The sequence below is a fragment of the Acinetobacter sp. A2 genome, assembly GCF_048537555.1.
In the GTDB taxonomy this organism is placed as follows: Bacteria; Pseudomonadota; Gammaproteobacteria; order Pseudomonadales; family Moraxellaceae; genus Acinetobacter.
Window position 1 is genome coordinate 71,804 of the sequence record NZ_CP183239.1, and the last position, 12,933, is coordinate 84,736.

The following is a 12,933-nucleotide window of genomic DNA, read 5'->3' on the forward strand; positions in this document are numbered from 1 at the left end:
GATGGGAGTAGATGTTGAAATTGGCAGTAGTCGGCACTGGTTATGTAGGTCTTTCAAATGCAATGCTATTTAGTCAACAGCACGAAGTTGTAGCATTGGATATTGATGCTCACAGAGTTGAATTATTAAAAGAAAAAAAATCGCCAATTCAAGATGATTTAATTGAACAGTATTTAAAAAAAGAAAATCATTTCACAGCTACTTTAGATGCAAGTTTGGCATTTGAAAAAGCAGATTATGTAATTATTGCCACACCTACCAATTATGATGAAAAAACCAATTATTTTGATACCAGTTCAATTGAGCAGGTATTGTCAACTTTAAATAATTTAAACAGTAAATCTATTATCTTAATTAAATCCACAATTCCTGTAGGTTTTACCGTAAAGGCTCAGCAACGGTTTCCAAATTTGAAAATTATTTTCTCACCAGAATTTCTGCGTGAAGGTAAAGCATTGCATGACAATCTTTATCCATCTCGAATTGTGGTGGGTGACAAAACTGAAGTTGGTCAAAGAATTGCTGAATTATTCAGGAATGCCAGTTTAAAACCAGATGCTGATATTGCTTTAATGGATTCTACGGAAGCAGAAGCTGTTAAGCTATTTTCAAATACCTATTTAGCAATGCGTGTAGCTTACTTTAATGAATTAGACAGTTATTGCGCATTACGTGGTTTAAACAGTAAGGATATTATTCAGGCTGTGGGTTTAGACCCTCGTATTGGAACACACTATAACAATCCGTCGTTTGGTTATGGTGGTTATTGCTTACCTAAAGATACTAAGCAGCTTTTGGCGAACTACCAAGATGTACCGCAAAGCCTCATTACTGCAATTATTCAATCAAACACCACTCGCAAAGATTTTATTGCTGACGAAATTTTAAAGAAGCAGCCTAAGATTGTAGGTATTTATCGTTTAGTGATGAAAGCGGGAAGTGATAATTTTAGACAGTCTGCAATTCAAGGAATTATGAAGCGTCTAAAAGCGAAAGGGATCGAAGTTATTATCTTTGAGCCGAATTTACAGCACGATCATTTTTATAATTCAAAGGTTTTAACAGATTTTAAAGAATTTAAAAAAATCTCAGATGTGATTGTGGCAAACCGTATGGTGTCTGAGCTGAATGATGTTCTAGATAAAGTATTTACACGTGATTTGTTTGGTGAGAATTAATTTTTATGTCACACCAAATAGATGTAAAAGATTTAAAGAGAAAAGCTATACGTGGTGGGGCACTCACAATGTCCGCACGTATTGTTACGATCATCATTCAAATTACATCTATTATTGTATTGTCACGATTATTGACACCTACGGATTTTGGATTGATTGCAATGGTTACAGCCATTACTGCATTCATGGGTATTTTTCGTGACATGGGTTTGTCTACAGCTGTTATTCAAAAGAAGAATTTGGTATTTGATCAAATCAATACTCTTTTTTGGTTAAATGTTGCTATAGGGCTAGGTTTAACCGGCTTAACAGCAGCCCTTTCGCCTTATATCGCAGACTTTTATTCACGACCAGAGTTAGAACCAGTTGTAGTTTTACTGAGTACAACATTTTTTATTGCAAGTTTGGGTGCACAGCATGCTGCACTTATGCAACGTGATTTGAACCTTAAACCTAAAGTCATAGCAGATGTATTAGGTGCAATTTTTACCTTAGTCATTTCAATTACAATGGCATACTATGGGTATGGCTTTTGGTCTCTTGCATGGGGAACCGTCATTGGTGTTCTTGTCACTACTTTGCTTTATTTTAAGGGATCATCGTTTGTTCCCAAGCGACCAAAAATAGTCAAAGGCACACGAGATCTTATCAATTTCGGAGCAAATGTTACGTTATTTGAGTTGCTGAATTATTTTCACCGTAACTTAGACAATATTTTAATTGGTCGAGTTTGGGGACCCTTAGTCTTAGGGCTTTATACACGGGCGTATCAGTTAATGATGCTGCCAATTTCTAGTTTGAGAGAGCCAATTAATGCTATTGCATTACCTGTGTTAAGTCGTTTACAGGATCAACCCGAGCTTTACAAATCATATTATAAGAATATTGCGACTCTCCTTGCCTTTCTGTCTATGCCGCTGATGGCATATTTGGTAGTGAATGCTGAAAATATTATTTATATTGCTTTAGGAAAAGGGTGGGAAGACGTTGTTCCTATTTTCATTTTGCTAGGTATTAGTGGTTTTATTCAGGCTGTAGCAAGTTTAAGAGGTTTGGTTTTGCTGAGTTTGGGTTTGTCGCAGCAATATATTCTTTGGGGCATGGTGAATACACTCGCTGTGAGTGTTGGATTCTTAATTGGTATAAGATGGGGGGCTGAAGGTGTCGCACTATCTTATGCTATTGTAAATTATGCGATTTTGTACCCTTCTTTGTGGTATTTTTTTAAAAGAACGCCACTTGAGCCAAGTGATTTCTTTAGGCCTATTGTTGTACCAGCAATTGCCTCAGTTGGAGCGGCTTTATTGTCTTCTTATTTAATGCAGAGTATTATTTCTCATCATTTATTAATGAATCTTGTAGTTTCAGGTGTTTTATTTTTATTTTTATTTTTATTTTTAATTGTTGTAATGCCAACAGGTATCAATACATTAAAAAACTTTAAAAGTTTAATAGGGGCTTTAAAGGCATGACTAAGAAGAGTGGATCTAAAGTTGAAATAAAAGCTATGCTATCGCCAGTAAAAAGAAAAGTTAAAAACTTGTTAAAAGGGTTAAATCGTCACATTATTAAGATGGCTGTAAAGAGTACATTCTTATCTAATCTATACTATTTTTTAAGATCAAACTTTGGTTGGGAACACCGAGCAGTTCTTGCTGGTAAAGTGATTTATCAAGATTCTCTTAGTAATCCAGTTTTTAACACCAGTCTACTACGTCGAAATGTACATAGATTAGAGAAAGGTTTGTTAATGCGTCCTAGGCGCTTACCATTTGGCTTAGATTATATTGCGGAGACAGTTGATGCATATCAAAAAGCGGTTAGTGCACAAACGGAGTTAAGAGAGTTAATTTGGGCTAAGCATGTATTACAAGAATATATGGCTATAAATCCAAGCCATCCTGTTATTGATCCTTTAAGACCTATTGTTGAATTATCTTCATCTGAAATTATAGAGAATGACTCTTTATCAAAAAAAAATATACCCTATGTTCGTTTAAAATCAGATCAACCAGAAATTGATTATGATGAAATGCTGAAACTAGCAAAATATCGTCGTTCAGTTCGATGGTTTCTAGAAGATAAAGTCGATAGAAAAATTATTGAGCGAGCAATTAATGTAGCAGCTTATTCTCCTACTGCTTGTAATAGACAGCCTTACGAATTTCGAGTTTTTGATGATCCTGCAATAGTCTCTGAAGTCATTAAACTTCCAATGGGAACTGGTGGTTTTGGCCATCAAGTTCCTTGCGTAGCAGTGGTAGTGGGTAAATTAAGAAATTATTTTAACGAGCGCGATCGTCACTTGATTTATATCGATGGTTCTCTAGCAATTATGTCTTTTATATATGGTTTGGAGGTTCAAGGTCTGGGCTCGTGTTGTATTAATTGGCCGGAGGTACCGAATTTAGAAAAAAAGATGGCTCGTTTACTAAACTTAGATCCAGATGAGCGACCTATCATGTTAGTTGCATTCGGTTATCCACACCCTGAGGGGATGGTCGCTAATTCGACCAAGAAATCTCAGCAACAATTGATTAAATATAATTTTGAAGAGAATACTTAATGAATACTACTAAAGCGCCTATTATTGAAATTCATGGGACAGGAATACACAATCGTGGTGCTGAATTAATGGCGATAGCGATTTCTGAAAAAATTTGGTCTGTTTATCCAAATGCAAAAATTGTTGTCCCATCTACTTTTGGCTTCCCAAGCGACATTAATAGATATGGATTTTTTACTAGCTCAACTTTAGAAATTTTAGCAAAGCGAGCAATTTTCTCTTTAGGGGTTGCAGGTCTAACAGGAAAAATTATTCGTGCTCATAAAGTTGATGTGGTGTTGGATGCATCGGGCTTTGCATTTTCTGATCAGTGGGGTAGTTATTTTCCTAAACATTTATATCAAAAAATGACTGCCAAAAATAGGATTGATCAAAAATTGATTTTAATGCCTCAGGCATTAGGTAAATTTGAAAAAAGTGAAGTAAATGAGTGGACACAAAAGCTATTTTCTAGAGCAGAAATAGTTTTCGCACGTGATATTCAATCCTTTAACTATAGTAAAAATTTATTAGATCAGAATAAACTTAAACTTAGCCCTGATTTTACGATTGCTGTGAAACCCTTACCAAATTCGAGTATTAATTTACCTAAGAATTTTGTAGCAATTGTTCCTAATTTACGTATGCTAGATAAGTCTGATGATCCGAAGGCATATCTTAAATTTATAGAAACATCTCTAGATTTGATTCAAAGTCATGGATTAACACCATTGTTTTTGATTCATGATGCTAAAGAAGACTTAAAGGTTGTTGCTCAACTAGAAAATAAATATCAAAATATTCAAACGATTCAGCATGAAGACCCACGTATCTTAAAGTGGATTTTAGGACAAGCTAAATTTGTTATTGGTTCGAGATTCCACGCATTAGTAAGTACAATGTCACAGGGTGTTCCATGTATTGGTGCTGGTTGGTCACATAAGTATCCAGAGTTATTTGCTGACTTTAACAACAGAGAAGGCTTAGTAGATGACTTATCAGATTTAAACAAATTGAGTAATCTCATAGCTTTATTTTCAAATGAAAATACTCATAAAGATTCTTCTGTAAAAATTCTATCTGCAGCTAATGAATTAAAGATGAAGGTTAATAATATGTGGGAAATTGTTATTGAGAATATTAATCTTCAATTAAAAAATTAAGTAAAGCGATTAACTTAGTTATTTATTTAAATCAATTTCACTAATTGTTAGAGTTTAAAATGAAAATTTTAATCACAGGTGGTGCGGGATTTATTGGTTCTGCTGTTGTACGACATATTATTCAAAACACAAATAATCATGTGTTAAACGTTGATAAACTAACCTATGCGGGAAATTTAGAGTCTTTAGCAAGTGTTCAGAATCATGAACGCTATACATTCTCACAAACGGATATTTGTGATCGAGTTGCATTAGATCAATTATTCGAAAATTTTAAACCTGATGCAGTGATGCATTTGGCCGCAGAGTCTCATGTAGATCGTTCTATTTCTGGTCCTGCTGACTTTATTGAAACCAATATTATTGGTACTTATCAGTTATTGGAGGCGACTCGTCAATATTGGAATTCACTGGTAGAGTCTCAAAAGCTGGCTTTTCGTTTTCATCATATTTCTACAGATGAGGTCTATGGTGATTTAGAAGGAACTGATGATTTATTCCTAGAAACGACCCCATATGCACCAAGTTCACCATATTCTGCAAGTAAAGCGAGTTCAGATCATTTGGTGCGAGCATGGCACAGGACTTATGGTTTACCAGTTGTTATTACGAACTGTTCGAATAATTATGGACCTTACCATTTTCCTGAGAAGCTTATTCCGCTGATAATTCAAAATGCTTTAGCAGGTAAGGCCCTCCCAGTATATGGAAATGGACATCAAATCCGTGACTGGTTATTTGTTGAGGATCATGCTAGAGCTTTATATAAAGTAGTTACTGAAGCTAAAGTAGGTGAAACCTATAATATTGGTGGGCATAACGAACAAAAGAATATCGACGTTGTGAAAGCAATTTGCCAATTACTAGAAGAGTTGGCACCAAATAAACCTGCGGGTATCGGGCAATATCTAGATTTAATCACCTATGTAACGGATCGTCCGGGGCATGATTTACGTTATGCGATTGATGCAAGCAAAATCCAAAAAGACTTGGGTTGGGTGCCTGAAGAAAGCTTTGAAACTGGATTACGTAAAACGGTTGAATGGTATCTGAATAATCAAGAATGGGTTGAGCATATTCAGAGTGGTGAATATCAGAACTGGATTCAGAAACAATATCAAACTGATAAGGCTTAATCTGTCCAATGAAAATTTTGATTCTAGGTAAAAATGGTCAAGTTGGTTGGGAGCTACAGCGTTCTTTACAACCATTAGGCAAAGTCATTGCTTTGGATAGATCTGTCAATGCATCTGGATTATCTGGAGATGTTGCAGACTTTTCAGCTATTCAGAATGCATTTAAACACATTAACCCTGATATTGTGGTTAATGCCAGTGCGTATACAGCAGTGGATAAAGCGGAGTCTGACCAAGAAACAGCTGATTTAATAAATCATAAAGCAGTTGCTCATTTAGCACAGCTTTGCCAACAAAATAATTCGTTGTTGGTGCATTATTCAACGGATTATGTGTTTGATGGCAAAGGGGAAAGTCCTTGGGTTGAAAGTGCAGCAAAGCAGCCTGTAAATTACTATGGGCAAACTAAATTAAATGGTGAACTTGCATTAGAGAAGAGCCAGGTTCGTTTCATTAATTTTAGGACATGCTGGGTTTATGGGGCACATGGTCAGAACTTTATTAAAACCATGTTGAAATTGGCAGAAAGTAAGTCTGAATTAAGTATTATTCAAGATCAAGTGGGTGTTCCCACGGGGGCAGCTTTGATTGCGGATGTGACGGCACAAGTCTTGCGCTATTACACATTACAGCCATTTGAACAACAGTTACATTTACATGGGCATTATCATTTGGCACCAACGGGTGAAACTACCTGGTATGATTATGCTCAATATATTTTTGAGCAAGCTCGCCAAAGTGGTGTGAATTTAGCCATTCAAAAAGTAAATCCAATTGCGACCTCGGCTTATCCAACACTTGCTTGTAGGCCATTGAATTCAAGATTGAATACGCAAAAATTGCAGAAAACTTTTAAACTTCGCTTACCGGAATGGCAGCAAGGCGTAGCTCAAGTAATGAATGAGATTTTAAAAACATGACAACTTCAGTAAAGCGTAAAGGTATTATATTGGCTGGTGGTTCGGGCACGCGTTTGTATCCAATCACAATGGGAACATCTAAGCAGTTGCTTCCAATTTACGATAAGCCAATGATTTACTACCCTTTATCAGTATTAATGTTAGCGGGTATTCGTGAAATTTTAATTATTTCTACACCTGAAGATTTGCCTAATTTTGAAAAATTATTAGGCAATGGTGAAGAACTTGGTATTCAATTATCTTATAAAGTTCAGCCATCTCCAGATGGTTTAGCCCAAGCATTTATTTTGGGTGAAGAATTTATTGGTGATGATAATGTCTGCTTAATATTGGGAGATAATATTTTCTACGGCCAGCACTTTAGTGATCAATTAAAACGAGCAGCTCATCAAAGCAGCGGTGCAACTGTGTTTGGTTATTATGTAAATGATCCAGAACGTTTTGGTGTGGTTGATTTTGATGCTGAAGGAAAGGCATTAAGCATTGAAGAAAAACCTGAACAACCAAAATCGAACTATGCTGTAACAGGTTTATATTTCTATGATAATGATGTTGTAGAGATTGCAAAGAATATTAAGCCTTCACATCGTGGTGAACTTGAAATCACAGATGTAAATAACATTTATCTTGAAAAGAATACTTTGAATGTCGAGGTTTTGGGTAGAGGATTTGCATGGTTAGATACTGGTACACATGATTCTTTACTTGAAGCAAGTCAGTTTGTCCAAACGATTGAAAATCGGCAGGGCTTAAAAGTGGCAAGTCTTGAAGAAATTTCATTCAACAATGGTTGGATTGACGCAACGCAGCTGAAAGCCCGTGGAGAGTTGTTTAAGAAAACAGGTTATGGGCAATATTTGCTTAAACTATATCAGGAACATACGGCCAAAGCGAAATAAATTCCAAGTGCCCAAATGGGCACTTTGTTCTTAAAATATGATCTAAATCAGAGTTTGTGTTATGAATGTCATAGAGACTAAAATTAAAGATTTGTTGATTTTTGAACCACGTGTGTTTAGGGATGATCGTGGCTGGTTTATGGAAAGCTTTAACCAGCAGATTTTTGAAAAAGCTTTAGCTGACCGAGGATTAGAAATACCAAATTTTGTTCAAGACAATCATTCTTTTTCAAAAAAAGGTGTACTACGCGGTCTACATTACCAGTTAAATCCACACGCTCAAGGTAAATTAGTCCGCGTTGTTCAGGGGCGTGCTTGGGATGTTGCTGTTGACATCCGTAAAGACTCTGAAACTTTTGGTCAATGGGTTGGTGTGGAATTAAGTAGTGAAAACTATAAACAATTTTGGATTCCTGCTGGTTTCGCTCATGGTTTTATCGCTTTAGAAGATAATACACAGTTTTTATATAAAACAACGGATTATTATTCGAAAGAGTGTGAGCGTTCGATTTTTTGGGATGATTCTACACTTGCAATTGACTGGCCGTTAAAAGATATTGAAGAAGTGATAGTCAGTAATAAAGACCAAATTGCTTCACATTGGGAAGTATGAAAAATTAAGTTATGAATGAATTAGTTGAAAATTCGATAAAGAAAAAACTAAGTATTATTGTTCCTGTATATGGAGTTGAGGACTATATTTTAGAATTTTTAGAGAGCATAGTTCCTCAGTTAAGAGATTCTATTGAATTAATTTTGATTAATGATGGGGCTGAAGATCGCTCAATGGATATATGCAGCGAATATCTTAATGGTAATTACAGTAATATTATTGTACTTAATCAGGTAAATCAAGGTCAAAGCATCGCTAGAAATTATGGAATTAGTGTTTCTAAAGGTGAATATATTGCTTTTTTAGATCCTGATGATTATGTGGCTACTGATTATATAGAAGAAATTTTAAAAGCGATAAAGATGTATAGACCAGATATAATAGATTTTAAGGCAGTTACATTTAGTGAAATTGATAATAATCAATCTATAATTATGAATCAATCTTTAAGATCTGGATATTATGATGGAAAAGAAAAAAAGGAATTATTGAAGAAAATATTTACAGAAAGTGTATGGCAATCTTGGCTAAGAGTAGTAAAACGAGAAATTATGGTAAAATATAAATATCCTGTGGGCGTTCTAATCCAAGACGCTTATATATTTCCATATATATATATTGAAGCTAAGAATATTTTACATGTTGATAAGGTATTGGTGAACTATAGAGTAAGGGGGAATAGTGCTGTTAATACTATTAACGAGAAACAATTACATAGTTATAAAAAACTTTTACGACACTTAGATAGTAACAGGTGTGATCTAATTGATATTACAATTAAAAAGCTATGCGTAAATTATATATATTTAATATTGAAAATACACGGTGTTAAGGGGCTCATTAGGCTTAAAGGTTTTAGTGAAATTATCTATTTATTTTACTTTATTAATAATTATGTGAAAAAAAGGGTTATCAAATGAGTTTTTTAAAAAACATTGTGAAATTATTTTTAGCATTTATTAATTTTATCTTTTACAAGCCAAAATTTTTTGAAAAAACTAAATTAAACAAATTAAGTGAAAATAATATACCTAGAGTAATATGGTTATATTGGGATTCGCCTGTTAAAAATAATTTGGTTGAAATATGCATAAATCGGGTTAAAGAAATATGTAGAGGTTATGAAGTTATAATTTTAGATGAAAAAAATGTTAATGAATATATTGATTTAATTGAATTTAATGAAAATTTAACAAAAGCTCATATTGCTGACTATATTCGTTTAAAGATTTTATCAGTTTATGGTGGTATCTGGATAGATGCTTCTACTTATTTAGTCGAAAATTTGGATTGGATTTTAAATTATCTTAATGATGATGAAGTTTTTTTATTCTATTCCGATCAATGTACTAAAAATAAAAATAAGCCTATTTATGAAAATTGGTTTATTGTTGCAAATAAAAATAATATATTGATTAATAATTGGTTAAATGAGTATTTGAAATGTATTACATCATTTGATCCTTTTAGTTATTACTCAAGTGTATATTCTAATAAAGAAATAATGCAAAATATAAAAATTAATTTTGCTCCGTATTTAATTTGTTATATCGCTTTGTCAATAATAATAAATAGCGGTCAATATAAGGTAAAAAGTATTAATTCAGGTTCGCAAGGGCATTATTATAATTACAAAAACTATTTTAACGGTTTCTTGATTTCGTGTGAATTGCTTCTAAGGAATAAAAAAAATATTTACACTCCTAAAATGATTAAATTTACAGGTGTTTCTAGAAGAATTCCTAATTTTTTCATACAGAAGAAAATTTACAATCGAAAAAGTTTAATTGGTTCTTATATTGCTGAGAGTTTGAATGATTATTAGATTTAAAACTTTAAACTTAATTTGGGTTTGTATAATATCGTCTTTATTGGGGTATTTCATCTCTCATCGCCCTAGATATTTAACAGATGACTATGATGCCTATGAAATAATGTTCGAGAATTTTGAAATATCATCTGAATTAACATTTAACTTAATTCGTTTGGTGTTAAGGTCTTTCGATTTAGATTTTATTTATTTACTATTTATATATGGTTTTTTTTCAATTTTTTTTAAGTCTTTAAACTTGTATAAATATGGGTTTTTGAATTGTTTTATTTTTTTCTTATTTTATTTTATTTCTTTTTTTCCCTTATGGGAGATGACACAAATTAGAATAGGGTTGGCTATGAGTTTATTTATTTACTCTATAACTTTATCCGATTTTCATAACACAAAGAAGAATCTATTCCTTATTATTTCGATTTTATTTCACTATAGTATGATTTTTGTGATTTTCCCTTATTTTTTGTATTTTTTCCTAAAAAAAGACATTTTTAAATTTAGTATAGTTAGTGTGTTCTCGGCAATATTAATTAATTTAATTTTTTCTTATACAAATTACTCTTTATATGATGTCAATTTGTATTCAGCTCATTTTAGTATTTTCTCTCTTAAAATTATTTTTTTGGTTTTTTTGATGATTGTTTGCTTAAAAGTTATTAAAAGCAATTTTTCATTATTATCTTTTTCATTGAGCTTTTTTTTGCTAGTTAGTGCTGTTGCTTTGGGGGGTAAATTTCCTGTTGTTTCCATTAGATTATCTGATCTATCTCTTTTTGTTTTAATGTTTAGCGTTATCTTTAGTGTTAATAATTTTAATAATTTTTTATTAAAAATTTTTTTAGTTTTAATAGTATGTTGTTATTATGTATATTCATACTATTTATCTTATGATAATTTGGTTAATTTGACTGTGCTGAAGGAATGGTTGTTTAAATGAATAGTAATTTTTTTTCAGTAATTGTTACTTATAATCCAGATGTATCCACATTAGTTGATTTGATCAATGTCCTAAGTGAAAGTGACGTTGTTCCTATTGTTGTAGATAACGGTTCAAAATCTTTAGATTTTATCGATGCTATCAAAAATTCTAAAGTTCATTTTTTTTATTTAAACTCAAATAAGGGGATTGCTTTTGCTCAAAATGTTGGTATAAATTTTGCTATCAAATCCTTAGCTAAGAAAATTATTTTTTTTGATCACGATAGTAAAATTGATAAAGATTTTATCAAAAATATAAATAATGACTATGAGCTTATTAAATCTTCTGGTGAGCCGATAGCAGCAATTGGTCCGAAATTTATAGATACAGCTTTAAAATTATATTCACCAGGTTTGGTTTATAACAAAGTTGGATTGCTGTCAAAGATTGATATAAGTCATATAAATTTCCCTATTGAGGTTGCTGCTATAATTTCTTCTGGTAGTTTGGTTTCTGTTGAAACTTTCGGTCATACAGGTTTAATGAATGAAGATTTATTTATTGATTATGTAGATACTGAATGGTGTTTTAGAGCTTCTAGTCTAGGTTTTAAATTTTTTATATCTAATAGCGCAATTATGTATCACAGTATTGGTGAAAATACAATTAAATTTTTCAAAACTACTTTCCCTGTTCATTCAGCTCGTCGCAGATATTATAGGGTTAGAAATATATTTTTAATGTGGAATATGATACATATAAAAAAAATATGGCTAATAAATATGTTGTTTAATAATTTAATCGTAAGTTTAATGCTATGTATTCTTGAGAAAGATAAATTTAGTTATATAAGATTCTTTTTATTGGCTATTAAAGATGGTTTAAGTGGAAAAAAAGGCTCTTTATAAATGAATTTTTCAGCTTCGATTGTTATTTTTAAACATAGTTATATGGATGTTTGTGAAACCCTTAATTGCTTATTATCAATTGATTGTTGTAGTAAAATTATTTTGATTGATAATGATGCAAGTGATTGGGCTAATAAATTTATTCATTCAAAGATTACTTACTTGAAGTCAGAAGGAAATTTTGGATTTGGTTATGGTCATAATCTTGCAATTCAAAAATATGCAAAAGAAAGTGATTATTTCCTGATTTGTAATCCTGATATTCAGTTTAGTCAAAGTGAATTTCAAAAAATACTAGATTTTGCTGAAACGCGAACAGAAGGTCTGTTCTTACCTAAAATCGTGTACCCGAGTGGAGAAAACCAGTTTGGTGCAAGGTTACTGCCGAGTCCATTAAACCTCTTTGCTCGTAGATTCTCATCTAAATTGGCGGAGAAACTTGATCAAAATTATTTATTGAAAGATTTAGATCTTAGTAAACCTTATTTCGTGCCTTATTTATCTGGTTGTTTCATGCTTTTTAAATCTAATTGTTTATTAGAATTAGATGGTTTTGATGAGCGCTTCTTTATGTACATGGAGGATATTGATTTATCAAGAAGATGTGCTGAAAAATTTGGTACAATCTACTATCCTCTTGCAACGGTGATACATCATCATGAACAAGCTTCATATAAAAATGCTAAATTACTGAAAGCTCACTTAGAAAGTGCGATAAAATATTTTCATAAATGGGGATGGTTTTTTGATCCGAGTCGTGATCAATTAAATACCAAATGTCTAGACCAGCGTATCTTAAAGATAAATAAACAATAGGATTTTCA

13 protein-coding genes are annotated in these 12,933 nt (G+C 32.4%); all 13 read left to right on the forward strand.

From position 1 onward, the window contains the following. Window positions 1-14: 14 nt before the first annotated feature. Window positions 15-1,178 (forward strand): nucleotide sugar dehydrogenase, encoded by a 1,164-nt coding sequence (locus ACNS8M_RS00295; protein ID WP_419225313.1) that lies wholly within the window; start codon window positions 15-17, stop codon window positions 1,176-1,178. Between the two features lie 68 nt (window positions 1,179-1,246). Then, window positions 1,247-2,650 carry a lipopolysaccharide biosynthesis protein gene (locus ACNS8M_RS00300; protein ID WP_419224974.1) on the forward strand — a complete coding sequence of 468 codons (1,404 nt, stop codon included), beginning with the start codon at window positions 1,247-1,249 and terminating at the stop codon, window positions 2,648-2,650. Further along, entirely contained in the window at window positions 2,647-3,744 is a 1,098-nt protein-coding gene (locus tag ACNS8M_RS00305) for a nitroreductase family protein (RefSeq protein WP_419224975.1), read from the forward strand. The genes ACNS8M_RS00300 and ACNS8M_RS00305 overlap by 4 nt, the downstream gene beginning before the upstream one ends. Further along, the gene (locus ACNS8M_RS00310) at window positions 3,744-4,886 is read left to right on the forward strand and encodes a polysaccharide pyruvyl transferase family protein (RefSeq protein WP_419224976.1); all 1,143 of its coding nucleotides are present in this window, start codon (window positions 3,744-3,746) and stop codon (window positions 4,884-4,886) included. The genes ACNS8M_RS00305 and ACNS8M_RS00310 overlap by 1 nt, the downstream gene beginning before the upstream one ends. 59 nt (window positions 4,887-4,945) lie before the next feature. Continuing rightward, window positions 4,946-6,022: a dTDP-glucose 4,6-dehydratase gene (gene rfbB, locus ACNS8M_RS00315; RefSeq protein WP_419224977.1), complete on the forward strand. Its 1,077-nt coding sequence runs from the start codon at window positions 4,946-4,948 to the stop codon at window positions 6,020-6,022. An 8-nt stretch (window positions 6,023-6,030) separates the two neighbouring features. After that, the gene (gene rfbD / locus ACNS8M_RS00320) at window positions 6,031-6,942 is read left to right on the forward strand and encodes a dTDP-4-dehydrorhamnose reductase (protein ID WP_419224978.1); all 912 of its coding nucleotides are present in this window, start codon (window positions 6,031-6,033) and stop codon (window positions 6,940-6,942) included. Further along, entirely contained in the window at window positions 6,939-7,841 is a 903-nt protein-coding gene (gene rfbA / locus ACNS8M_RS00325; protein ID WP_419224979.1) for a glucose-1-phosphate thymidylyltransferase RfbA, read from the forward strand. Before rfbD ends, rfbA begins: the two co-directional genes overlap by 4 nt. 61 nt (window positions 7,842-7,902) lie before the next feature. Further along, a complete protein-coding gene (gene rfbC, locus ACNS8M_RS00330; protein WP_419224980.1) occupies window positions 7,903-8,454 on the forward strand; it encodes a dTDP-4-dehydrorhamnose 3,5-epimerase in 552 nt (183 codons plus the stop codon). An 11-nt stretch (window positions 8,455-8,465) separates the two neighbouring features. Continuing rightward, complete coding sequence (locus ACNS8M_RS00335; RefSeq protein WP_419224981.1) at window positions 8,466-9,374, forward strand: glycosyltransferase family 2 protein; 909 nt, start codon at window positions 8,466-8,468, stop codon at window positions 9,372-9,374. Continuing rightward, entirely contained in the window at window positions 9,371-10,279 is a 909-nt protein-coding gene (locus tag ACNS8M_RS00340) for a glycosyltransferase family 32 protein (RefSeq protein ID WP_419224982.1), read from the forward strand. The genes ACNS8M_RS00335 and ACNS8M_RS00340 overlap by 4 nt, the downstream gene beginning before the upstream one ends. Beyond that, window positions 10,269-11,219, forward strand: a complete 951-nt coding sequence (locus tag ACNS8M_RS00345) for an EpsG family protein (RefSeq protein ID WP_419224983.1) — start codon at window positions 10,269-10,271, stop codon at window positions 11,217-11,219. Before ACNS8M_RS00340 ends, ACNS8M_RS00345 begins: the two co-directional genes overlap by 11 nt. Next, window positions 11,216-12,109 carry a glycosyltransferase family 2 protein gene (locus tag ACNS8M_RS00350; RefSeq protein ID WP_419224984.1) on the forward strand — a complete coding sequence of 298 codons (894 nt, stop codon included), beginning with the start codon at window positions 11,216-11,218 and terminating at the stop codon, window positions 12,107-12,109. The genes ACNS8M_RS00345 and ACNS8M_RS00350 overlap by 4 nt, the downstream gene beginning before the upstream one ends. Beyond that, complete coding sequence (locus ACNS8M_RS00355; RefSeq protein ID WP_419224985.1) at window positions 12,110-12,925, forward strand: glycosyltransferase; 816 nt, start codon at window positions 12,110-12,112, stop codon at window positions 12,923-12,925. Window positions 12,926-12,933 lie beyond the last annotated feature (8 nt).

Excerpts from the sequence above, each read along its gene's own strand:
- ACNS8M_RS00300 (WP_419224974.1), top strand. The coding sequence starts at position 1,247 with ATGTCCGCACGTATTGTTACGATCATCATTCAAATTACATCTATTATT.
- ACNS8M_RS00305 (WP_419224975.1), top strand. The coding sequence starts at position 2,647 with ATGACTAAGAAGAGTGGATCTAAAGTTGAAATAAAAGCTATGCTATCG.
- ACNS8M_RS00310 (WP_419224976.1), top strand. The coding sequence starts at position 3,744 with ATGAATACTACTAAAGCGCCTATTATTGAAATTCATGGGACAGGAATA.
- rfbB (WP_419224977.1), top strand. The coding sequence starts at position 4,946 with ATGAAAATTTTAATCACAGGTGGTGCGGGATTTATTGGTTCTGCTGTT.
- rfbD (WP_419224978.1), top strand. The coding sequence starts at position 6,031 with ATGAAAATTTTGATTCTAGGTAAAAATGGTCAAGTTGGTTGGGAGCTA.
- rfbA (WP_419224979.1), top strand. The coding sequence starts at position 6,939 with ATGACAACTTCAGTAAAGCGTAAAGGTATTATATTGGCTGGTGGTTCG.
- rfbC (WP_419224980.1), top strand. The coding sequence starts at position 7,903 with ATGAATGTCATAGAGACTAAAATTAAAGATTTGTTGATTTTTGAACCA.
- ACNS8M_RS00335 (WP_419224981.1), top strand. The coding sequence starts at position 8,466 with ATGAATGAATTAGTTGAAAATTCGATAAAGAAAAAACTAAGTATTATT.
- ACNS8M_RS00340 (WP_419224982.1), top strand. The coding sequence starts at position 9,371 with ATGAGTTTTTTAAAAAACATTGTGAAATTATTTTTAGCATTTATTAAT.
- ACNS8M_RS00345 (WP_419224983.1), top strand. The coding sequence starts at position 10,269 with ATGATTATTAGATTTAAAACTTTAAACTTAATTTGGGTTTGTATAATA.
- ACNS8M_RS00350 (WP_419224984.1), top strand. The coding sequence starts at position 11,216 with ATGAATAGTAATTTTTTTTCAGTAATTGTTACTTATAATCCAGATGTA.
- ACNS8M_RS00355 (WP_419224985.1), top strand. The coding sequence starts at position 12,110 with ATGAATTTTTCAGCTTCGATTGTTATTTTTAAACATAGTTATATGGAT.